The 20,085-nt window shown below is 64.5% G+C and carries 18 protein-coding genes; 12 read left to right on the forward strand and 6 right to left on the reverse strand.

What is annotated here, in order from left to right; genetic code table 11:
• Nucleotides 1–30 precede the first annotated feature (30 nt).
• Nucleotides 31–531, reverse strand: a complete 501-nt coding sequence (locus SFA35_RS11140; RefSeq protein WP_320578231.1) for a DUF4142 domain-containing protein — start codon at nt 529–531, stop codon at nt 31–33.
• A 302-nt stretch (nt 532–833) separates the two neighbouring features.
• On the opposite strand from SFA35_RS11140, the gene SFA35_RS11145 reads away from it, so the two are divergent.
• Nucleotides 834–1,304 (forward strand): hemerythrin domain-containing protein, encoded by a 471-nt coding sequence (locus SFA35_RS11145; RefSeq protein ID WP_320578233.1) that lies wholly within the window; start codon nt 834–836, stop codon nt 1,302–1,304.
• Nucleotides 1,305–1,508: 204 nt separating this feature from the next.
• Here the strand turns inward: SFA35_RS11145 and SFA35_RS11150 are convergent, their stop codons facing one another.
• Nucleotides 1,509–2,639 (reverse strand): mechanosensitive ion channel family protein, encoded by a 1,131-nt coding sequence (locus tag SFA35_RS11150; protein ID WP_414058514.1) that lies wholly within the window; start codon nt 2,637–2,639, stop codon nt 1,509–1,511.
• Nucleotides 2,640–2,855: 216 nt separating this feature from the next.
• Between SFA35_RS11150 and SFA35_RS11155 the strand changes: the two genes are divergently transcribed.
• Nucleotides 2,856–3,389 (forward strand): DUF4946 domain-containing protein, encoded by a 534-nt coding sequence (locus SFA35_RS11155; RefSeq protein WP_320578235.1) that lies wholly within the window; start codon nt 2,856–2,858, stop codon nt 3,387–3,389.
• Between the two features lie 44 nt (nt 3,390–3,433).
• Here the strand turns inward: SFA35_RS11155 and SFA35_RS11160 are convergent, their stop codons facing one another.
• A complete protein-coding gene (locus tag SFA35_RS11160; protein ID WP_320578237.1) occupies nt 3,434–5,785 on the reverse strand; it encodes an FdhF/YdeP family oxidoreductase in 2,352 nt (783 codons plus the stop codon).
• Nucleotides 5,786–5,937: 152 nt separating this feature from the next.
• Between SFA35_RS11160 and SFA35_RS11165 the strand changes: the two genes are divergently transcribed.
• Nucleotides 5,938–6,720, forward strand: coding sequence for a metallophosphoesterase (locus SFA35_RS11165; protein ID WP_320578239.1), 783 nt, complete (start codon nt 5,938–5,940; stop codon nt 6,718–6,720).
• Here the strand turns inward: SFA35_RS11165 and SFA35_RS11170 are convergent.
• Complete coding sequence (locus tag SFA35_RS11170) at nt 6,650–7,582, reverse strand: MurR/RpiR family transcriptional regulator (RefSeq protein ID WP_320578241.1); 933 nt, start codon at nt 7,580–7,582, stop codon at nt 6,650–6,652. The two genes, SFA35_RS11165 and SFA35_RS11170, sit on opposite strands and share 71 nt — an antisense overlap.
• Nucleotides 7,583–7,875: 293 nt before the next feature.
• Between SFA35_RS11170 and SFA35_RS11175 the strand changes: the two genes are divergently transcribed.
• From SFA35_RS11175 to SFA35_RS11215, 9 genes are all read left to right on the forward strand, one after another.
• Nucleotides 7,876–9,819, forward strand: coding sequence for a bifunctional 5-dehydro-2-deoxygluconokinase/5-dehydro-2-deoxyphosphogluconate aldolase (locus tag SFA35_RS11175; RefSeq protein WP_320578242.1), 1,944 nt, complete (start codon nt 7,876–7,878; stop codon nt 9,817–9,819).
• A 50-nt stretch (nt 9,820–9,869) separates the two neighbouring features.
• Nucleotides 9,870–10,793: a myo-inosose-2 dehydratase gene (iolE, locus tag SFA35_RS11180; RefSeq protein ID WP_320578244.1), complete on the forward strand. Its 924-nt coding sequence runs from the start codon at nt 9,870–9,872 to the stop codon at nt 10,791–10,793.
• Nucleotides 10,790–11,599 carry a 5-deoxy-glucuronate isomerase gene (gene iolB / locus SFA35_RS11185; RefSeq protein WP_320578247.1) on the forward strand — a complete coding sequence of 270 codons (810 nt, stop codon included), beginning with the start codon at nt 10,790–10,792 and terminating at the stop codon, nt 11,597–11,599. Before iolE ends, iolB begins: the two co-directional genes overlap by 4 nt.
• A gap of 70 nt (nt 11,600–11,669) precedes the next feature.
• The gene (gene iolD / locus SFA35_RS11190; protein ID WP_320578249.1) at nt 11,670–13,607 is read left to right on the forward strand and encodes a 3D-(3,5/4)-trihydroxycyclohexane-1,2-dione acylhydrolase (decyclizing); all 1,938 of its coding nucleotides are present in this window, start codon (nt 11,670–11,672) and stop codon (nt 13,605–13,607) included.
• Between the two features lie 46 nt (nt 13,608–13,653).
• Nucleotides 13,654–14,679 (forward strand): Gfo/Idh/MocA family oxidoreductase, encoded by a 1,026-nt coding sequence (locus SFA35_RS11195; protein WP_320578256.1) that lies wholly within the window; start codon nt 13,654–13,656, stop codon nt 14,677–14,679.
• Between the two features lie 211 nt (nt 14,680–14,890).
• A complete protein-coding gene (locus SFA35_RS11200; protein ID WP_320578974.1) occupies nt 14,891–15,781 on the forward strand; it encodes a sugar ABC transporter substrate-binding protein in 891 nt (296 codons plus the stop codon).
• 77 nt (nt 15,782–15,858) lie between these two features.
• On the forward strand, nt 15,859–17,430 hold the full coding sequence (locus SFA35_RS11205) for a sugar ABC transporter ATP-binding protein (protein ID WP_320578269.1): 1,572 nt from the start codon (nt 15,859–15,861) through the stop codon (nt 17,428–17,430).
• The gene (locus tag SFA35_RS11210) at nt 17,414–18,436 is read left to right on the forward strand and encodes an ABC transporter permease (protein WP_320578272.1); all 1,023 of its coding nucleotides are present in this window, start codon (nt 17,414–17,416) and stop codon (nt 18,434–18,436) included. The genes SFA35_RS11205 and SFA35_RS11210 overlap by 17 nt, the downstream gene beginning before the upstream one ends.
• Before the next feature lie 229 nt (nt 18,437–18,665).
• Entirely contained in the window at nt 18,666–19,070 is a 405-nt protein-coding gene (locus SFA35_RS11215) for a TraR/DksA family transcriptional regulator (RefSeq protein ID WP_320578274.1), read from the forward strand.
• Nucleotides 19,071–19,152: 82 nt separating this feature from the next.
• On the opposite strand, the gene SFA35_RS11220 is transcribed toward SFA35_RS11215, so the two are convergent.
• Both SFA35_RS11220 and SFA35_RS11225 read right to left on the reverse strand, forming a co-directional pair.
• The gene (locus tag SFA35_RS11220) at nt 19,153–19,413 is read right to left on the reverse strand and encodes a DUF2789 family protein (protein ID WP_320578276.1); all 261 of its coding nucleotides are present in this window, start codon (nt 19,411–19,413) and stop codon (nt 19,153–19,155) included.
• Between the two features lie 96 nt (nt 19,414–19,509).
• Nucleotides 19,510–19,890 (reverse strand): hypothetical protein, encoded by a 381-nt coding sequence (locus SFA35_RS11225; RefSeq protein WP_320578278.1) that lies wholly within the window; start codon nt 19,888–19,890, stop codon nt 19,510–19,512.
• Nucleotides 19,891–20,085: the final 195 nt, after the last annotated feature.

Genomic DNA, 20,085 nt, shown 5'->3' on the forward strand with positions numbered 1-20,085 from the left:
AGGCCCATTTCCTATTCAGAGACTTCTCGGTTACTTGTTGTACTTGGCCTGCAGTGCCCGCGCCTGGTCCAGATGCGCCTGCAGTTTTGGCAGTGTCTTGGTCGCCCAGGCTTTCAGCTCGGCGTTGTCCGAAGACTGGCTCTCTTTGGTGAACAGCGCCACGGTGTCTTCGTGAGCCTTGACCTGGTTGTTGACATAAGCCTTGTCGAACGACTCGTCGCGCAGTTCCAGGATCTCTTTCTTGGCTTTGGCCACCAGCGTGGCGTCATCTTCGACCTTCAGGTCGAGCTTTTGGGCCAGGCCGGTCAGTTCTCCGTTGGCGGCGGTGTGATCCTTGACCATCATGGCTGCAAAGGCCTTGATATCGGCCGATTGGCTTTTCTGTTCGGCCAACTTGCCGGCTTGCACTTCAGCCACGCCACCTTCGGAGGCCTTGGTCACGAAGTCGTTGGAGGTGGCGGCAAATGCGGTGACGCTGGCGCCCAGCATGAGGGTGGCGAGGGCCAATTTGGCAGCTTTGAAATGATGCATGGCAGTTCTCCGTAACAAGGCAACGCAAACGATGATAAGAGGGGCGCCAGTGCGCGGCGCCTACTGCAATGGAACGTGCCGCCGACAGAAGGTTTAATAAACTTTCAGGACGGCTGCAGCGTCGCTGGTCGGGCCCATGCGACTTGCATGACCGCCTGCCGCTTTCGTGCAAGCTGCAATGCAACAGCTCATCCGCACCGTTCGTAAATTATTGATTTTATTGATTTAACTTCAGATCCATAAGTTGGCCCAAGGCCTGCAATATCCCCAGGGTATCTCACCGTAGCCCGAGGATTATTATAATGAACGCTATCGACCTTCTGATGCAGGACCATGTACGTGTCAAGGACCTGCTGAGCCAACTGGCTGAATCCACCGAGCGCGCGATCAAGAAGCGCACGGATCTGTTGAACAAGTTGGAAATGGAGTTGACCGTGCACACTCAGCTGGAAGAGGCGATCCTCTATCCAGCGTTCAAGGAAGCCGGCGACAAGGAACAGGCCATCATGTATTACGAGGCCAAGGAAGAGCACCGTACCGTCGATTCGCTGGTCGTGCCGGACCTGAAAAAGACCGATCCCAGCCAGCCCGAATTCGCCGGGCGGGTGAAAGTCTGCAAAGAGCTGCTGGAGCATCACATCGAAGAGGAAGAGTCGGAAATGTTCCCCCAGGCCAAGAAGCTGCTGGGCAAGGCCAAGCTCGACGAGCTGGGCGCGCAGATGGAAGCGATGCGTGCCGAAATGAAGAAGAGCATGAGCCTCAAGGCGGCCTGACGCTCGAAACGGCCCGCCCCGTAAAGTGAGTCGGGGTAGGGCCGGCGCGGCTTGCCAGGGCTTGGCTTACGAGGTTGCTGCGTTCGCCAGCTTCGCCGGCTCCTACATCACCTGTGGCATCCCGGGTCGTTGTAGGAGCCGGCGCAGCTGGCGAAGGCGCCACCTCGGTGGCCGGGTGGATCATCCGCTGGTATCACGGCCCGATCACACCGGCGGCTGGCGGACCACCTCGGCGTTCTCGCTGCTGAGTACTTCGGTCGGCGTTGACTTGGTCGAAACTTCAGCGCGCACCTGCGGCAGACACTGCGGATAGTGCTGGTTGATGAAGGTGATCAGCCGCTCACGCATATGGCAGCGGGCATCCCAGCTGCGTGAGGAGTCCACCGAGCTGAGCAATATCCTCAGCTGCATGGATTTCTCGCTGGTCTCGGTGACCTGCAGCACGCAGACTCGCCCATCCCACAGCTGCGGTATGTCATTGCACACCCGTTGCGCCTCTTCGCGCAGGACGTCCAATGGTACTGAATAGTCGACCCAGAGAAACACCGAGCCAATCAGGCTGGAGGTGCTGCGGGTCCAGTTCTGGAACGGCTTTTCGATGAAGTATTGCAGAGGCACTACCATGCGCCGCTCGTCCCAGATCTTCACCACCACGTAGGTGCCGCTGATCTCCTCGATGCGTCCCCATTCGCCTTCGACAATGACCACGTCGTCCAGCCGGATGGGCTGCGAAATCGCGATTTGCAGGCCGGCGATCAGGTTGCCCAGCACCGGTTTGGCGGCAAAACCCGCCGCAAGGCCGGCCAGCCCGGCCGAGGCCAGCAGGCTGGCGCCGATCTGCCGCACCGGGGGAAAACTCATCAGGATCAAGCCGGTGCCGAAGATCAGCACCACGACGTTCAGGCACCGCACCAGCACCTTGGCCTGAGTCTGGATGCGCCGGGCGTTGAGGTTGTCTTCCAGGTCCAGTGGGTGCTTGATGGCGATGGCATCGCCAAGCGCCAGCACGCACTGAAAGCCCAGCCAGGTGATGGCAGCGACCACCGCCATGCCGTTGACATGACGCACCGTGCCGATCAGTGCCAGATCATCGGGGGCAGAGGTCCACACCGCCTGCAGGGCCAGCAGCGGCATCAACCATACCGTCGGACGTTCCGAACGCAGCACCAGTTGCCTGGCGAACACCAGGTTCTTCGACAGGCGTCGCAGAATCACCAGGCCGATCAGGCGGATCAGCAGGGTCACGCCGATCGCCACCACGGCGACCATCAGGGTGCTGAGCCAGGGCAGGGGTACGTTGTCGAGCCAGGTCGCGCTGGGTATTGCCAATTGCATAGGGTGCGCTCCACGAGGTTGACAGGGTCCAGGTGAATCGACCCATGGCCGCGCGCGTCAGTTCCCCAGCCGCGCGCCGCTTGAAGTTGGCGGAGGCTCAAGTTAGAGCGCTGCAGGCTGTCGGAGAGATTGAAACCGCGCCCCCGGCTCTGCGAGACTGTCGGCTTTGCGGCCCTAACCCTCTAACTCATCGATAGCCCATTGCAGGTTCGCTTCGTGTCCCAGTTCAAACCCCTGCTCGGCGCCGCCCTTCTGGCTGCACTGGGCTGCACTGCGCCGGCCGGCGCGGCCGACCTGCTGATCACCTGGCCTGCGGACTGGCAAGTGCAGCCCCTGCCACCCGGTCCCGAGGACAACCAGGCCAGCCGCCAGCGCGCAGTGAAGAACGACGCCAATGGCGACCCGCTGATGGTGGTCGAGCTGACCCGCACCAACCTGCAGCCGGGGCATCAGGTCAATCTGCAGGCGGTGCTGCTGGAAATGCGCAAGAGCGTGCAGATCCACTTCAGCCACGGTGGCTACCAGAGCCTGTGCACGCGCATCCATGACAGCATGCTCGGCGACATTCCGGCGCTGGAGACCACTTGCAAGATCCAGCTCAACGGTGGCCACGTAATGACCCAGACATTAGTGGCGGCGGCCCAACAGAGTGCAGCCTACTCGTTGTCATACGCGGGATCTGCCGCTGGCTATGACGCGACCGAAGAGCAAGTGCGCGGGATTCGCGCCAGCCTCAAGCTGCTCCAATAGGACACCGCAAACCGGCCCTTGCGGCCGGTCAGGTCCTGACCAGGCTAAGCCACCAGTCCGGAACTCGGCATCTGGCACTCCACCTGGCCTTCACGCTTGACCGCCTTGGCCAGCACCACCGGCACCGACTTGGACGCCGGCACCTTGCTCTTCTCGGCGTGATGCCACAGCGGCACCAGAGGGTTGCATTCCGGGTAATAGGCGGCGCAGCAGCCCTGGGGGATGTCGTACGGCAGGATCTGCAGCGGCCCTACGGTGCGCAGCACCTGCGGCTCGATGGCGGTGGTCAGCTGCACCCAGTGGCCAGGCTCCAAGCCCAGGCGGAAAATGTCGTCGCGGTTCATGAAGATCACCTCGCGGCTGCCGCTGACCCCGCGAAAGCGGTCCTCGTAGCCATAGATGGTGGTGTTGAACTGGTCGTTGCTGCGGATCGTCATCAGTTGCAGCACGTCACGGCGGTCGCTGCCGGTGGCAACGTCCTCGTCTTCGTCGAGGGTCTTGGGGTTGATGAACTGGGCCTTCTTGCTCGGCGTGTTCCATTGGCGTTCGCACGCTGGCAATGGGCGGTGGAAGCCGCCTTTTTCCCACATGCGCTGTTCCATGTCGTGGAAGGCCTCCGGCAGGGCCGCAGCAATGGCGGCGCGGATCAAGCGGTAGTCCTGGCTCCAGGCCTGCCAGTCGAGCAGCGGGTTGGCGGGCAGGGTGGCCTGCGCAATGCCGGCGACAATGGCGGTTTCTGCGCGCAGATGTTCGCTGGCGGGCTCGGCGTGACCCCACCAGCCGTGCACGCAGCCGGTGCTGTCTTCGGTGCTGTGGGCCTGGGCGACGCCGTTTTGCCGGTCGATCTCGATGCGCCCCAGGCAGGGCAGCAACCAGCTGTGTTCACCCGGCAGCAGGTGGCTGCGGTTGAGCTTGGTGGCGATCTGCACGTTGAGTTGCAGGTTGCGCCAGGCCGGCTCCATGCGGGTGGTGTCGGGGATCGCCCGCAGAAAATTGCCGCCCAGGCTGATGAAGCCGCGAACGCTGCCATCGAGCAGGCCCTCGCAGGCATCCACCGTGGCCAGGCCCTTTTTCTCCGGCACCTTGACGCCGAACAGTTCGGCGAACTTGTCGGCTGGCACCTTGGCCGGGTCTTCACTGATGCCCACGGTGCGCTGGCCCTGGACGTTGGAGTGACCACGCACAGGGCACAGGCCGGCGCCGGGCTTGCCGATGTTGCCGCGCAGCAGGGCCAGGTTGACCACCATCTGCACGTTCTGCACGCCATGCCGGTGCTGGGTCAGGCCCATGCCGTAGACCATGATCACCCGCTGGCTCTGGCTGTAGACCTTGGCCACTGCCTCCATGGCGCCGCGGCTCAGGCCCGAGCGGCGCTCCAGCGTAGCCCAGTCCAGACGCCGGGCGGTGGCGAGGAATTCGTCGAGACCCTCGGTGTGCTGGTTGATGAAGTCATGGTCCAGCAGGCTGGCGCGGCCGGCCGCCAGCTCTGCTTCGTCCAGCGCCAGCAAGGCCTTGGTCACCCCGACCAAGGCGGCGCTGTCGCCGCCGATCGCCACCTGGTGGTACTGGGTGCTGATGGCGGTGGCCTTGGGGGTGATCATCTCCACCGGCGACTGCGGGTTGGCGAAGCGCTCCAGGCCGCGCTCGCGGATCGGGTTGAAGGTGATGATCGGTACCCCGCGCTTGCGCGCCTCCTGCAGCGGATGGAGCATGCGCGGAGCGTTGCTGCCGACGTTCTGGCCAAAGAAGATCAGGCAATCAGTGTGCTCGAAGTCTTCCAGGGTGACCGTGCCCACCGGCACGCCGATGCTCTCCTGCAGGCCGATCGAGGTGCTCTCGTGGCACATGTTCGAGCTGTCCGGCAGGTTGTTGGTGCCGTAGGCGCGGGCGAACAGCTGCCAGGTGAAGGAAGTCTCCAGCGAGGCGCGGCCAGAGGCATAGAACACCACGCTGTCAGGCGCCAGGCCTTTGAGCTGGGCGCCGATCTGCTGATAGGCTTGCGGCCAGGAAGTGGGCAGGTATTTGTCGCTGGCCGCGTCGTAGCGCATCGGGTGGGTCAGCCGGCCTTTCTGTTCCAGGTCGAAGTCCGGCCATTGGCGCAGCTCGCTCAGGGTATGCTGGGCGAAGAACTCGGGTCCGGCCTGCAGCGTGGTCAGCTCCCAGGCGGTGGCCTTGGCGCCGTTTTCGCAGAACTCCATGCTGTGGGGGTTGCCCGGCTTGGCCCAGGCGCAGCTGACGCAGCTGACGCCAGCGTGCTTGTTCTGCTTGAGCAGGGCGCCGGTGGCACGGCCGAAGGCGCGTTCGCGGCCCAGGATGGTCATGACCGAAATGGCCGAGCCCCAGCCGCCAGCGGCATTGGTGTAGGGGCGAAAGTGGGCTTTGGGGTGAATCAGCATGTTTGTCTGTCCTTCAACGAGCACGCTACGGAAACGTCGCGTTACAATTACCGACGCAAGTACAGGGATAAAGGTTCGACCGGGCTGCTGTCCGGCAACACCGGCGCAGAGCCGGCGCGGAACGAATCGTCAGGGGCAGGGGTCGACCGGTTATGGAAAAATTTGTGCACTTTGCCGCCAATCAGATCGGCCGCGACTACGCCGTGGGAGACATACACGGGCATTTCTCGCGCTTGCAGCTGGCGCTGGAACAGCTGGGGTTCAACCCAGCGTGTGATCGCCTGTTCAGTGTCGGCGACCTGATCGACCGTGGCCCGCAGAGCGAGGACAGCCTGCAGTGGCTGGAACAGCCGTGGTTCTTCGCCGTGCAGGGCAACCACGAGGTGCTCGCCGTGCAGCTCGATGCCGGGCAATGGCTGGACGAGGCCAATTACCGCAGCAGTGGTGGTGGTTGGCTGCTGGATGCCAGCACCGAGAAGCGCCGCCTGTACGCCAGGCGTTTTGCGCAGATGCCGGTGGCCATGGAAGTCGAGACCGACTCGGGGCTGATCGGCCTGGTGCATGCCGATTGTCCGTTTCCTGCCTGGGCGCAGTTGCGCAGCTACCTGCAAGGTGACGGCCTGCCAGACAGACGCACCGACGAAATCTTCCAGTGGTCACGCACGCGCCTCAAGCGTAACGACCGCCGGGGCGTGGAGGGGGTGCGCGCGATGATCGTCGGGCATACCCCGCTGCGCGTGCCCAAGCGCCTGGGCAATGTCTACCACATCGACACCGCCGGCTGGAGCGAGGGCTATTTCAGCTTCATCGACCTGGCCACCCTCGAGGTGCTGCCGGTCCGCGCCGCAGAGGGCGCGGCGGATGTCAGTCGTCGAAGCCCACCTGCTCGTGCATCTCGTCGACCTTCAGTTCCAGCCGATACGCCACCGCGATAAACAGCGCCTGGCACAGGCATAGGGTGGCCGACAAAGAGCGGAAGGCGAACGAGCTGCCCTCGTTGACCAGCAGCACGGCGTTGGCCCGCTTGGCCAACGGCGAAAGATTGCTGTCGGTGATGATCAGGGTTTTCGCCTGATGATGCTGTGCGATGCGCAGGCAGTGCTGGGTCTCCTTGCCATACGGGGTGAAGCTGATGGCGATCACCAGGTCGCCGGCGCGCACGCTGCGCATCTGCTCGCGATAGCTGCCGCCCAGGCCTGAAATCAAATGAATGCGCTTGTTGGTGTGCTGCAGGTTGTAGACCAGATAGTCAGCCACCGCGAACGAACGCCTGACCCCCACCACATAAATGTTGTCGGCGTTGACCACCAGGTCCACGGCTTTCTCGAAGGCCGCCGGGTCCAGTTCGCTGCCCAGGCGTTCGATGCCCGAGAGGGTGGCGGCGATGCATTCGCCGGCCAGCTCCACGCCGCTGGACTTGTGCGACTTGTTGGCGATCAGATTGCGGATGCGCTGCTGGTAATTCTGGACCGGAGTGGCCTTGTGCGTGTAGGCCTCGCGGAACAGTGCCTGCATCTCGCTGAAGCCGCTGAAGCCGAAGCGCTGCGAAAAGCGCACGATGGCCGATGGATGCACCTGGCATTGGCCGGCGATGTCGCTGATGCGGTCAACCATGATGCGATCGCTCTGCTGGCTCATGTAGCTGGCGATACGCTTGAGCTGGCGCGGCAGCTTGTCGAACTCCTGAGTGATCGATTCCAGCAACTGCTCGGCGCTGGCGGGCGCGCTCGGCAGGTCGCTGCTGCTGGAGACCTCCGCGGACTGGGCGGCGGGCGCTGGGGTGTCGGTACGAGACATCGATGATTTCCTTGAGCCAGGCGGGCGGGCTTTCTGACGCTGGCGTTTTTCAGATCCAGTGTGCTTTGTATGTATTTATTGTTGTTCGAGCAAGCGTGACCGGTGCAGCTTAAAGCGAAACGCCTTGCGCTGTCTTTAGAATAAAAATTCCGATTAAAAAATAATTGGAAGAAAAGTTGATCCGGTGAAATTCTCGTTCTAGTCTGGCTCCTGTGATTCGGCATCCACAGCAGCCGGCGCGTGGCTTCATGCCATCCGCCGCCGTTGCATCTCAAACAATAACAGGAGCCAGCATGGGCCAGACTCGTTTTGCCAACGGACGTCAACTGGATGTGATCTGCCTTGGACGCCTGGGCGTCGACCTCTACGCCCAGCAGGTCGGCGCGCGGCTCGAGGACGTCAGCAGCTTCGCCAAATACCTGGGTGGCTCCTCTGCCAACATCGCCTTCGGCACCGCTCGGCTCGGGCTCAGGTCGGCCATGCTGAGCCGGGTCGGCGACGACCACATGGGGCGCTTTCTCTGTGAATCCCTGCAGCGCGAAGGCTGCGACGTCAGCGCCATCAAGGTCGACCCCGAGCGCCTCACGGCGATGGTGCTGCTCGGGCTCAAGGACCGCGAGACTTTCCCCCTGGTGTTCTACCGCGAGAACTGCGCGGACATGGCGCTGCGCCCGGAAGACATCAGCGAAGACTTCATCGCCTCCAGCAAGGCGTTGTTGATCACCGGCACGCATTTTTCCACCGAGGGCGTGTTCCGCGCCAGCAGCCAGGCACTGGACTATGCCGAGCGGCACGACGTGCGGCGTGTCCTCGACATCGATTACCGCCCGGTGCTCTGGGGCCTGGCCGGCAAGGCCGACGGCGAAACCCGCTTCGTCGCCGATGCCAAGGTCAGCCAGCACGTGCAGCGCATCCTGCCGCGCTTCGACCTGATCGTCGGCACCGAAGAGGAATTCAACATCGCCGGTGGCAGCGACGATCTGCTGCAATCCCTGCGCAAGGTGCGTGAACTGAGCAGCGCCACCCTGGTGGTCAAGCTCGGCGCCCAGGGGTGCACGGTGCTGCATGGCGCGATTCCGGCGAGCCTGGACGACAGCCCGCGCTACGCCGGCACCCAGGTCGAGGTGCTCAACGTACTGGGCGCCGGTGATGCGTTCATGTCCGGCTACCTCAGCGGCTGGCTGCGTGAGGCCGACGACCGGCGCTGCTGCGAGTTGGCCAATGCCTGTGGTGCCCTGGTGGTGTCGCGGCACGCCTGCGCGCCGGCGATGCCGACTCCGGCCGAACTCGAGTACCTGCTCGACAGCCCGGTGCCCATCACCCGGCCTGACCAGGACGCCCACCTGCTGCGTCTGCACCGCGTGACGGTGCCGCGCAAGGCCTGGCAGCCGCTGTTCATCTTTGCCTTCGATCACCGTGCGCAGCTGGCCGAGCCTGCCCGCGAGGCGGGGCGCGACATGGACAGCCTGTGCCAGCTGAAAAAGCTGTTCGTGAAGGCCGTGCAAACCGTGCAGGCGCAGCTGGCGGCGCGGGGCGTGCAGGCCGACGTCGGCATCCTCGCCGACCAGCGCTTCGGCCAGGACGCCCTCAACGCCGCCACCGGTCGTGGCTGGTGGGTGGCGCGCCCGGTGGAGACCCAGGGCTCACGACCCCTGGCGTTCGAGCATGGCCGTTCGGTGGCGAGCAACCTGATCGCCTGGCCGCAGGAGCAGATCATCAAGTGCCTGGTGCAGTTTCACCCCGACGACGAGCCGCTGCTGCGCCTGGAGCAGGAGGCGCAGATCCGCGGCCTGTACGAAGCCTCGATCACCAGCGGCCATGAGCTGCTGCTGGAAATCATCCCGCCCAAGGACCTGCCCGGCGCCCATCCAGACGTGCTCTACCGCGCCATCAAGCGCCTGTACAACCTGGGCATCTACCCGGCGTGGTGGAAGATCGAAACCCAGAGCGCCGAGCAGTGGGCCGCCCTCGATGCGCTGATCCAGGAACGTGACCCCTGGTGCCGCGGCGTGGTCCTGCTGGGCCTGAACGCGCCGTTCGAGCAGCTTGCCGCAGGTTTTCGCGAAGCCGCCCGAAGCCAGACCTGCCGAGGCTTCGCCGTGGGCCGCACGATCTTTCAGGAGCCAAGCCGCGCCTGGTTGCACCGCGAGCTGGACGACGCCGGGCTGGTGGCGCACATCGGCGAGCGCTTCACCGGACTGATCGACGCCTGGCTGGCGGCACGCCCGCAAGCCTGACCAACCTGTCACTGACATTACAGCGCTGACACAACAATAAAGGTACAGCCATGGCCATCCACGACGCCGCGAGCGGCATTCGCATCGGCATCAACCCGATCTCCTGGAGCAACGACGATCTGCCGGCGCTGGGCGGTGAAACGCCCTTGAGCACCGCGCTGAGCGAAGGCCAGGCGATCGGCTACCAGGGTTTCGAACTCAACGGCAAATTCCCCAAGGACGCCAAGGGCGTCGGCGACGTGCTGCGGCCCTATGGCCTGGCGCTGGTGTCAGGCTGGTATTCGGCGCAACTGGCGCGCCGCTCGGTGGCCGAGGAAATCGACGCCATCGCCAGCCATGTGCAGCTGCTCAAGGAGAACGGCGCCTCGGTGCTGGTCTACGGAGAAGTCGCCGATGCCATCCAGGGGCGGCGTATCCCCTTGGTCGAGCGGCCGCGCTTTCATACCCAGGCGCAGTGGCTCGAGTACGCCGGCAAGCTCACCGAGCTTGCGCGCTTTACCCTGGCGCAAGGGGTGCGCCTGGCCTACCACCACCACATGGGCGCCTACATCGAGAGCCCGGCCGACATCGACCGGCTGATGGAGCTGACGGGGCCCGAGGTCAGCCTGCTCTTCGACAGCGGCCATTGCTACATGGGCGGCGGCGAGCCGCTGGCGGTGCTGCGCAAGCATATCGGGCGAGTCTGTCATGTGCATTTCAAGGATGTGCGCGCCGCGGTGGTGCAACTGGCGCGCAACAACCTGTGGAGCTTTCCCGACTGCATCGTCAACGGCACCTTTACCGTACCCGGTGACGGCGACATCGACTTCGCCGCCTTGCTCGACGAACTGCTCGATGCCGATTACCAGGGCTGGCTGGTGGTCGAGGCCGAGCAGGACCCGGCGGTGGCGCCGAGCTATTTCTACGTCAAAAAAGGTTTCGACACGCTCAGCGCCTTGCTTGCCCAGGCGCAGCAACGGAGGACTGGCGCATGAACCTGCTGATCAAGAGTGCCGGCCAGGGGCGGGAGATCGTCGCGTTGCCAGCCGGGGCGCTGGAATACGTGGGCTTCAGCGCCCAGCGCCTGGTTGCCGGGGAAACCTTGGCGCTGGATGCCGGCGAACGGGAACTGTGCCTGGTGCTGCTGGCCGGGCACGCCGACATCGCCGGCGAGGCGCCGGGGCAGGGCAGTTTTGCCTGGGACAATATCGGCGAACGACAATCGGTGTTCGAGGACAAGTCGCCTTATGCTGTGTACCTGCCGGCCGGCTCGCAGGTCCGCGTCAGCGCCCGTGACGCGCTGCAACTGGGGGTCTGCGCAGCGCCGGGCAATCCAGACGGTCGCTTGCCGGCGCGCTTGATCACCCCGCAGAGCATGAAGCGCAGCGTGCGCGGCAAGGGCGCTAATACCCGCTTCGTATGCGACATTCTTCCGGACACCGAGCCGGCCCATTCGCTTTTGGTGGTGGAAGTGCGCACGCCCTCGGGACACAGCTCCAGCTATCCGCCGCACAAGCACGACCGCGACAACCTGCCAGCCGAAAGCTTTCTCGAGGAGACCTACTACCATCAGGTCAACCCACCCCAGGGCTTCGTGTTCCAGCGGGTCTACACCGACGACCGGCGTATCGACCAGGCCATGGCCGTGGAAGACGGCAACCTGGTGGTGGTCCCCGAAGGCTATCACCCTGTAAGCGTGCCCTACGGTTACGAGTCCTACTACTTGAACGTCATGGCCGGGCCCAAGCGCGTCTGGCAGTTCCACAACGACCCGCAGCACAGCTGGTTGCTGGATCTGTGAGCCCGGCGCGACGGGTCCCGCAGGCTGGCCAGACGGTGTCCGGGGCGAGCCGACAACACAAGGAACACTCATGAAAACAACAAGATTGACCATGGCCCAGGCCCTGGTGAAGTTCCTCGACAACCAGTACCTCGAAGTCGACGGCGTGCAGAGCAAGTTCGTCGAGGGGGTATTCACCATTTTCGGCCATGGCAACGTGCTGGGCCTGGGCCAGGCCCTGGAGCAGGACAGCGGCGCACTGGTGGTGCATCAGGGCCGCAACGAGCAGGGCATGGCCCACGCGGCCATCGGCTTTGCCAAGCAGCACCTGCGCCGGCGCATCTATGCCTGCACCTCGTCGGTGGGGCCGGGCGCCGCCAACATGCTGACCGCTGCGGCCACCGCCACGGCCAACCGTATCCCGCTGTTGCTGCTGCCCGGCGACGTCTACGCCAGCCGCCAGCCCGACCCGGTGCTGCAGCAGATCGAACAGTTCCACGACCTGAGCATCAGCACCAACGATGCTTTCAAGGCGGTCAGCAAGTACTGGGACCGCATCAACCGCCCCGAGCAATTGATCAGCGCGGCGCTGGCCGCCATGCGGGTGTTGACCGACCCGGCGGAAACCGGCGCAGTGACCCTGGCACTGCCCCAGGATGTGCAGGCCCAGGCCTGGGACTACCCGGACAGCTTCCTGGCCCGGCGCGTGCATCGCCTGGACCGCCGGCCACCCACGGCGGCTGCCCTTGGCGATGCCCTGCAGGCTTTCGCCGGCAAGCGCAAACCGCTGATCATCTGCGGCGGCGGGGTCAAGTATTCCGGCGCTGGCGAACAGCTGCAGGCCCTGGCCGAGCGCTTTGCCATCCCCTTCGCCGAGACCCAGGCGGGCAAGGGCACCATCCTCTCGGAGCATCCGCTGAACGTCGGCGGGATCGGCGAAACCGGCTGCCTGGCGGCCAACCTGCTGGCCCGCGAAGCGGACCTGATCATTGGCGTCGGCACCCGCTACACCGACTTCACCACCTCGTCGAAATGGCTGTACCAGCACCCCGAGGTGAGCTTTCTCAACCTCAATATCCAGCCGGGCGATGTGCTCAAGCTCGACGCCGTGCAGGTGCTCGGCGACGCGCGCCTGAGCCTGCAAGGGCTGCATGAAGCGCTGGGGCAGAGTGGTTACCAGGCGGCCTGGGGCGAGCAGGTCGGCCAGGCCCGCGCCGCCCTGAGCGCCGAAGTCGACCGGGTGTACGCGGCGCACTACAGCGCCAGCGATTTCGTCCCGGAGGTGGTCGACAGCCTTGACCCTGCGGTGCTGCGTGACTTCATCGAGATGACCGGCTCGGCGCTGACCCAGAGCCAGGTGCTCGGCGTGCTCAACAGCCGGCTGGCCAGCGATGCGGTGATCGTCGCCGCCGCCGGCAGCCTGCCCGGCGATCTGCAACGGGCCTGGCGCACCCGCTCGGTCAACAGCTACCACGTCGAATATGGCTATTCGTGCATGGGCTACGAGGTCAATGCGGCGCTGGGGGTCAAGCTGGCCGAGCCCTGGCGTGAGGTCTACGCGCTGGTGGGCGACGGCTCCTACATGATGCTGCATTCGGAGCTGGCCACCTCGGTGCAGGAACGGCGCAAGATCAACGTGGTGCTGCTGGACAACATGGCCTTTGGCTGCATCAACAACCTGCAGATGGGCAACGGCATGGGCAGCTTCGGCACCGAGTTCCGCTTTCGCGACCCGCAAAGCGGCAAGCTGAACGGCGCCCTGGTGCCGGTGGATTTTGCCATGAGCGCGGCGGCCTATGGCTGCAAGAGCTACAAGGTCAGCACCGTCGAGCAGCTCGAGGCGGCCCTGCTCGATGCCAGCCAGCAGACGGTCTCGACCCTGATCGACATCAAGGTGCTGCCCAAGACCATGATCCACGGCTATCTGTCATGGTGGCGGGTGGGCGTGGCCGAGGTCTCGCGCAGTGCCGCCACGGCCGAGGTCCGCCGCCGCCAGGACGAGGAACTGGCGCGCGCCCGGCAATACTGAGCGCAGCCAGGGGCTGGGCACCGAGCGATCTTCAAGGAGCAGGGACATGCGTATTGGTTTGATGGGCTACGGTTTTGGCGGGCGATATTTTCATGCACCGCTGCTGGCCAGCTTGCCGGCCGCGACCTTCGTCGGCGTGGTCACCCGTTCACCCGAGCGGCGCAGCGAGCTGGCCGCCGATCATCCCGGCGTGCCGGCGTTCGACGACCTGGCCCAGCTGGCCGGGGCGGGCGCCGAGGTGGTGGTAATCTCCACTGGCCTTGCGGGGCGTCAGGCCCTCTTGTTGCAGGCGTTCGAGCTAGGCCTTGGGGTGGTCAGCGACAAACCCTTCGCCCAGGATGCGGCCCAGGGCCAGGCCCTGATCGACGCGGCCCAGAGGGCGGGGGTACTGCTCAGCGTCTACCAGAACCGGCGGTGGGATTCGGACTTTCTCACCTTGCGCAAGCTGATCGACAGCAACGCGCTCGGCCAGGTGCGCCGTTTCGAATCGGCGGTCGAGCGGTTCGTTCCGGATAATCAAGGCAACCCAACGGGCGGCGGCTGGCTGCGTGACCTGGGCAGCCACCTGGTCGACCAGGCGCTGCAGTTGTTCGGCCCGGTGGCACGGGTCTATGCCGAGCTCGACCGGCTGCCCGCCGAGGGGCTGGACCGCGAATTCTTCGTCGCCCTGACCCATGCCAACGGGGTGATTTCGCACCTGCGCAGCAGTGCCCTGCAAAGTGCGCCGCAGCCGCGCTTTCGGGTGACCGGGGACGCCGCCTGCTACACCGTCGAAGGCTTCGATGGCCAGGAGGCACGCGCACTGGCCGGTCGCTCACCGGCCACCGACGGCGACGACTGGGGCGCCGAGGAGCACCGCAACTGGGGCTGGCTGGTGCGTGGCGACGAGCGTGAGCGGGTGCCGTCGGAGCGGGGTTGCTGGCCGCAGTTCTACCAGGCGCTGGCCACGGCCGTGGCGGGCAAGGGCGCGGTCCCGGTCGATCCAGCCGATGCGGTCAAGGCCCTGCGCGTGCTCGATGCAGCCCGCCGCAGTGCCGAACTGGGGCAGGTGGTGCACCTGCAGAATGAATAAAAAATTGGAAAAGAAAAAAATTCCAAAACGATTTGATTTGGAAACTATATTCCAATAGAGTCAATTTCAGGTTCCCGAGACACGCGTCCCTACAACAATAATCAAGGTACCGTCGATGAAAACCGCAATCTCCGCACTCTCCTTATGCTCGCGCACCTCCCGTTTCTGCCTGCCCACCGCGCGTCGCCTGCTCGGCGGTGTCGCCCTGTCGATGTTGCTCGCCAGCGGCGTCATGGCCGCGCCACTGAAGATCGGCGTCGCCATGTCGCAATTCGACGACACCTGGCTGACCTACCTGCGCGAATCCATGGGCAAGGATGCCAAGGCCGTGCCTGGTGGCGCCGACCTGCAGTTCCAGGACGCCCGCGCCGACGTGGTCAAGCAACTGAGCCAGGTCGAGGACTTCATCAACCAGAAGGTCGACGCCATCATCGTGGTGCCGGTGGACACTGCCGCCACCAGCAAGATGATCGAGGAGGCTACCCAGGCGAAGATCCCGCTGATCTTCGTCAACCGCCGCCCTGACCAGCCTCACCTGCCCGCAGGCGTCGTCACGGTCACCTCCGATGACCTGGAAGCCGGCCACCTGCAGATGAACTATCTGGCCGAGAAAATGGGCGGCAAGGGCAACGTGATGATTCTGCTGGGCGATCTTTCCAACAACAGCACTGCCAACCGCACCAAGGGCGTGAAGGAAATCATCGCCAAGTACCCGGATATCAAGGTCCAGGAAGAACAGACCGGCGTCTGGCTGCGCGACAAGGGCATGAATCTGGTCAACGACTGGATTACCCAGGGCAAGCCGTTCAATGCCGTGGTCTCGAACAACGACGAGATGGCCATTGGTGCTGCCATGGCGCTGGAGGCCGCCGGGATGAAAGGCAAGGTGCTGGTGGGCGGCGTCGACGGCACGCCTGATGGGCTCAACGCCATAAAAAAAGGCGACCTCGCCGTGTCGGTCTTCCAGGACGCCGCCGGCCAGGCCAAGGGCGCGGTGGAGTCGGCAGTGAAAATGGCCAACAAGCAGCCGGTCGAGCAATCGGTGGTGATTCCCTATCAGTTGATCACCCCGGAGAACGTTGCGCAGTTCGCCCAGAAGTAGCGAGCCTGCCACGCCAACCGCCAGCCCTTTCTCGTAGAGGTCGCGCCCCGCGCGCGGCCTGACAGGAGTGCCAGACCATGACTGCCGCCGCCCAACTTGCGCCGCCACCGCAGCAGGACCACGTCCCCTCGCCGTACCTGCTGGAAATCAGCAACATCACCAAGCGCTTCCCCGGCGTGCTGGCCCTGGACAACGTGCAGCTGCGCGTGCGTCCGGGCAGCGTGCTGGCGCTGATGGGGGAAAACGGCGCGGGCAAATCCACCCTGATGAAGATCATCGCCGGCATCCACCAGCCCGACAGCGGACAAATCCTGCTGCATGGCCGCCCGGTCGTGCTGGCAACGCCGCTGGCGGCGCAGCACGCCGGTATCGCGATGATCCACCAGGAACTGAACCTGATGCCCTTCATGAGCATCGCCGAGAATATCTGGATTGGCCGCGAGCAGCTCAACGCGCTGCACATGGTCGACCATGGCGCCATGAACCGCGCCACCGCAGCGCTGCTGGCGCGTCTGCGCATCCGCCTGGACCCGGGCACGCCGGTGGGCGAGCTGAGCATCGCCGAGCGGCAGATGGTCGAGATCGCCAAGGCGGTGTCCTATGACTCGGACATCCTGATCATGGACGAGCCGACCTCGGCAATCACCGAGACCGAGGTGGCGCACCTGTTTTCGATCATCGCCGACCTGCGCGCGCAGGGCAAAGCCATCGTCTACATCACCCACAAGATGGATGAAGTGTTCGAGATCGCCGACGAAGTCGCGGTGTTCCGCGATGGCACTTTCGTCAACCTGCTGCCGGCGGCCGAACTCAACGGTGACAAATTGATTTCGATGATGGTCGGGCGCGAGCTCAGCCAGCTGTTTCCGCCGCGCACCCAGGCGCTCGGCTCGCACCTGCTGAGCGTGCGCGACCTGCGCCTGGACGGGGTGTTTTCCGGGGTCTCGTTCGACCTGCATCGCGGCGAAGTGCTGGGCATCGCCGGGCTGATGGGCTCGGGGCGGACCAACATCGCCGAGACCCTGTTTGGCATCACCCCGGCCAGCGGCGGCCAGGTGCTGCTCGACGGCGTGACCATCACCCCTGCCGATCCGCGCCAGGCCATCGCCCGAGGGTTTGCCCTGTTGACCGAAGACCGCAAGCTCAGCGGCCTGTTTCCCTGCCTCTCGGTCATGGAAAACATGGAGATGGCAGTGCTCGGCGAGCATTGCTCGAACGGTTTCGTGCAGCAGAAAGGCCTGCGCCTGATGTGCGAGGACATGTGTGCCAAGCTGCGGGTGAAGACGCCGTCGCTGGAACAGTGCATCGACAACCTGTCGGGCGGCAACCAGCAAAAGGCGCTGCTGGCGCGCTGGCTGATGACCCACCCGAAGATTCTCATCCTCGACGAGCCGACCCGCGGCGTCGATGTCGGCGCCAAGGCCGAAATCTACCGCCTGATCCGCCAATTGGCCGGGGAGGGCATGGCGGTGATCATGATCTCCTCGGAGTTGCCCGAGGTGCTGGGCATGAGCGACCGCGTGTTGGTGATGCACGAAGGCCAACTGATGGGCGAGCTGGACCGCGAGGCCGCCACCCAGGAGCGCGTGATGCAGCTGGCCTCGGGCCTGGCATTGCAGGAAGGAGTGGGAAATGACCGTACTCACTGAAGACAAGCCGGCTGTCACGCCGGTGCGCATGAAACGGCGGCTGCCCACTGAGCTGAGCATCCTCGGTGTGCTGGTGGGCATCGCCCTGGTGTTCGAGCTGTTCGGCTGGATCGTGCGCGACCAGAGCTTTTTGCTCAACAGCCAGCGCCTGGTGCTGATGATCCTGCAGGTGTCGATCATCGGCCTGATCGCCATTGGCGTGACTCAGGTGATCATCACCACCGGTATCGACCTGTCTTCAGGGTCCGTGCTGGCGCTTTCGGCCATGGTCGCCGCGAGCCTGGCGCAGAGCTCGGATTTTGCCCGGGCGGTATTTCCGCACCTGACCGACCTGCCGGCGTGGATGCCCCTGGTGGCCGGCCTGGGGGTAGGATTGCTGGCGGGGGCCATCAACGGCAGCATCATTGCCCTGACCGGCATCCCGCCGTTCATCGCCACCCTTGGCATGATGGTCTCGGCCCGTGGCCTGGCCCGCTACTACACCTCCGGGCAGCCCATCAGCATGCTCACCCCGCAATACACGGCCATCGGCCAGGGCGCCATGCCGGTGATCATCTTCCTGGTGGTGGCGGTGATCTTCCACATCGCCCTGCGCTACACCAAGTACGGCAAGTACACCTACGCCATCGGCGGCAACATGCAGGCCGCGCGCACCAGCGGCATCAACGTCAAGCGCCACCTGGTGGTGGTGTACAGCATCGCCGGGTTGCTGGCGGGGCTGGCCGGCGTGGTGGCGTCGGCGCGGGCGGCCACCGGCCAGGCCGGCATGGGGGTTTCCTATGAACTGGACGCCATCGCCGCGACGGTGATCGGCGGCACCAGCCTGGTGGGCGGGGTCGGGCGCATCAGCGGCACGGTGATCGGCGCGCTGATTCTCGGGGTGATGGCCAGCGGATTTACCTTCGTCGGCGTCGATGCCTACTTGCAGGACATCATAAAAGGCCTGATCATTGTCGCCGCGGTGGTCATCGACCAATGGCGCAACAAGCGCCTGATCAAGCGCTGAGACCAGCGCTGTACCGCACACAGGGACAGAGTCGATGAGCCCGCCCGGCGCCGAGATGCGCCGGGCGGGCTTTTTTCAGTTGCCCGGTGGCGGTGGCGGCCTTAGACTGCCGCCCCTCTCAAGCGGGCGCCGCCCCGGCCGGCCACGGCCCTTGGGTACCGGTTTGACAGGGGCGCCCCCGGGCATGCCTCGATTGGCCTTAATGCACGTATTTTTGATAGAGAAATCAATGACAAAGGAAAAGTTGCTGGCCATGCCGGCCGATGACTACATGAACGCCGAGCAACTGGCCTATTTCGCTGACCTGATCAAGGCGATCCGGCAGGAAACCCATGAGCGCATCGAGCAGAGTCGTGTGGCCATCGAGAGCCTGGACACGCCGGCCGATCCTGCCGACGCCGCTTCCGTGGAAGAAGAGCGGCACTGGCTGGTCAATGTGATCGACCGCGACCAGCGCCTGCTGCCGCAGCTGGAAATGGCCCTGGGCCGTATTGCCGACGACAGCTTCGGCTGGTGTGACGACAGCGGCGAGCCCATCGGCCTCAAGCGCCTGCTGATCAGCCCGACCACCAAGTATTGCATCGAGGCGCAAGAGCGCCACGAACAGATCGACAAGCACCAGCGCCAGGCCTGACAACGAACTCGGGGGCTCTGCGCCCTCCCACGGTCAACATGGGAGGGCGCAGAGCCCCCGAGCTTTAGGCCGTCGCTTGAGGTCAGACCTGGTTGCCGACCTGAGGCGCCTCGTGCAGGCGCGCGTTGAGCTCGTCCACGATCGGTGCCCATGGACCGTCGTCGCGGATGCTGTCGGCCAGCAGTTTCTTCTGGGTGGGTGTCCAGAAGCTGGCTTCGGAGATCTTGATGTCATCGGGCAACTGGTGGGCGTCGATGAAGTCGTCGATGGCATGGCCTTCGGAATCGAGCCCCAATTGATCGAATAGCAGCTTCAGGTCCGGGGTATCGGTCGAACTTTCCATATTGTCTCCTGTGTTCGGCTCACGGCCGAATGTTGCGTGGTGTGTCTCAGAACATCTGAGACGCAACCGCGCCAGGAGTTCGATCGACCCTCGTGCTCAGACGCTGGTCACCAGAATTTCCGTGCTCTGGCTTGATGCCGGCGGCTCGGTCACCAGTTTGAGCGCCATGTGCGCGGCCAGCATGCCGGCGTGCGCATCGCGAATGGCCGCCTGGCGCTGCAGGTCGTTGTCGTATTTCGCCGCCTTGGCCGCGAGCAGGCGGGCCTGCTCGCGACGAATCTGGCTGTGCATCTGTTCAACCTTGCGGTTGTGCACGCGCTCCAGGCGGCGGCTGGCAGCCTCGCTGTCGTCCTTGCGCGCCTGCTGGGCCTGGGCCTGGGCGCGAGCGGCGAGGATCAGGTCGGCGGCGGCGCCGTCCTCTTCGCTGATGCCGTTGTAGAGAAAAAGTGTGCTACTGGTCGCATTGATTTCAAGCATCTTGGCCTCCGGCGAGGCAGAGTGGTATATCGACACTTGTAATATCGACGGCCAAGCGGGGGACTTGACCTCGATCGGTCGGTAAAAAGACCGGCGGCAACTGGATTGCGCGGCGCGCAAAACGCTAGAATGCGCCGTTGCATCCTGTATTGGGCCGCCAGCGGTCTATCCATACCCTGTCATCTATTCCAGCCA

The organism is Pseudomonas sp. HR96 (genome assembly GCF_034059295.1).
Classification (GTDB): domain Bacteria; phylum Pseudomonadota; class Gammaproteobacteria; order Pseudomonadales; family Pseudomonadaceae; genus Aquipseudomonas.

Excerpts from the sequence above, each read along its gene's own strand:
- SFA35_RS11140 (WP_320578231.1), bottom strand. The coding sequence starts at position 531 with ATGCATCATTTCAAAGCTGCCAAATTGGCCCTCGCCACCCTCATGCTG.
- SFA35_RS11145 (WP_320578233.1), top strand. The coding sequence starts at position 834 with ATGAACGCTATCGACCTTCTGATGCAGGACCATGTACGTGTCAAGGAC.
- SFA35_RS11150 (WP_414058514.1), bottom strand. The coding sequence starts at position 2,639 with ATGCAATTGGCAATACCCAGCGCGACCTGGCTCGACAACGTACCCCTG.
- SFA35_RS11160 (WP_320578237.1), bottom strand. The coding sequence starts at position 5,785 with ATGCTGATTCACCCCAAAGCCCACTTTCGCCCCTACACCAATGCCGCT.
- SFA35_RS11165 (WP_320578239.1), top strand. The coding sequence starts at position 5,938 with ATGGAAAAATTTGTGCACTTTGCCGCCAATCAGATCGGCCGCGACTAC.
- SFA35_RS11170 (WP_320578241.1), bottom strand. The coding sequence starts at position 7,582 with ATGTCTCGTACCGACACCCCAGCGCCCGCCGCCCAGTCCGCGGAGGTC.
- SFA35_RS11175 (WP_320578242.1), top strand. The coding sequence starts at position 7,876 with ATGGGCCAGACTCGTTTTGCCAACGGACGTCAACTGGATGTGATCTGC.
- iolE (WP_320578244.1), top strand. The coding sequence starts at position 9,870 with ATGGCCATCCACGACGCCGCGAGCGGCATTCGCATCGGCATCAACCCG.
- iolB (WP_320578247.1), top strand. The coding sequence starts at position 10,790 with ATGAACCTGCTGATCAAGAGTGCCGGCCAGGGGCGGGAGATCGTCGCG.
- iolD (WP_320578249.1), top strand. The coding sequence starts at position 11,670 with ATGAAAACAACAAGATTGACCATGGCCCAGGCCCTGGTGAAGTTCCTC.
- SFA35_RS11195 (WP_320578256.1), top strand. The coding sequence starts at position 13,654 with ATGCGTATTGGTTTGATGGGCTACGGTTTTGGCGGGCGATATTTTCAT.
- SFA35_RS11200 (WP_320578974.1), top strand. The coding sequence starts at position 14,891 with ATGTTGCTCGCCAGCGGCGTCATGGCCGCGCCACTGAAGATCGGCGTC.
- SFA35_RS11205 (WP_320578269.1), top strand. The coding sequence starts at position 15,859 with ATGACTGCCGCCGCCCAACTTGCGCCGCCACCGCAGCAGGACCACGTC.
- SFA35_RS11210 (WP_320578272.1), top strand. The coding sequence starts at position 17,414 with ATGACCGTACTCACTGAAGACAAGCCGGCTGTCACGCCGGTGCGCATG.
- SFA35_RS11215 (WP_320578274.1), top strand. The coding sequence starts at position 18,666 with ATGACAAAGGAAAAGTTGCTGGCCATGCCGGCCGATGACTACATGAAC.
- SFA35_RS11220 (WP_320578276.1), bottom strand. The coding sequence starts at position 19,413 with ATGGAAAGTTCGACCGATACCCCGGACCTGAAGCTGCTATTCGATCAA.
- SFA35_RS11225 (WP_320578278.1), bottom strand. The coding sequence starts at position 19,890 with ATGCTTGAAATCAATGCGACCAGTAGCACACTTTTTCTCTACAACGGC.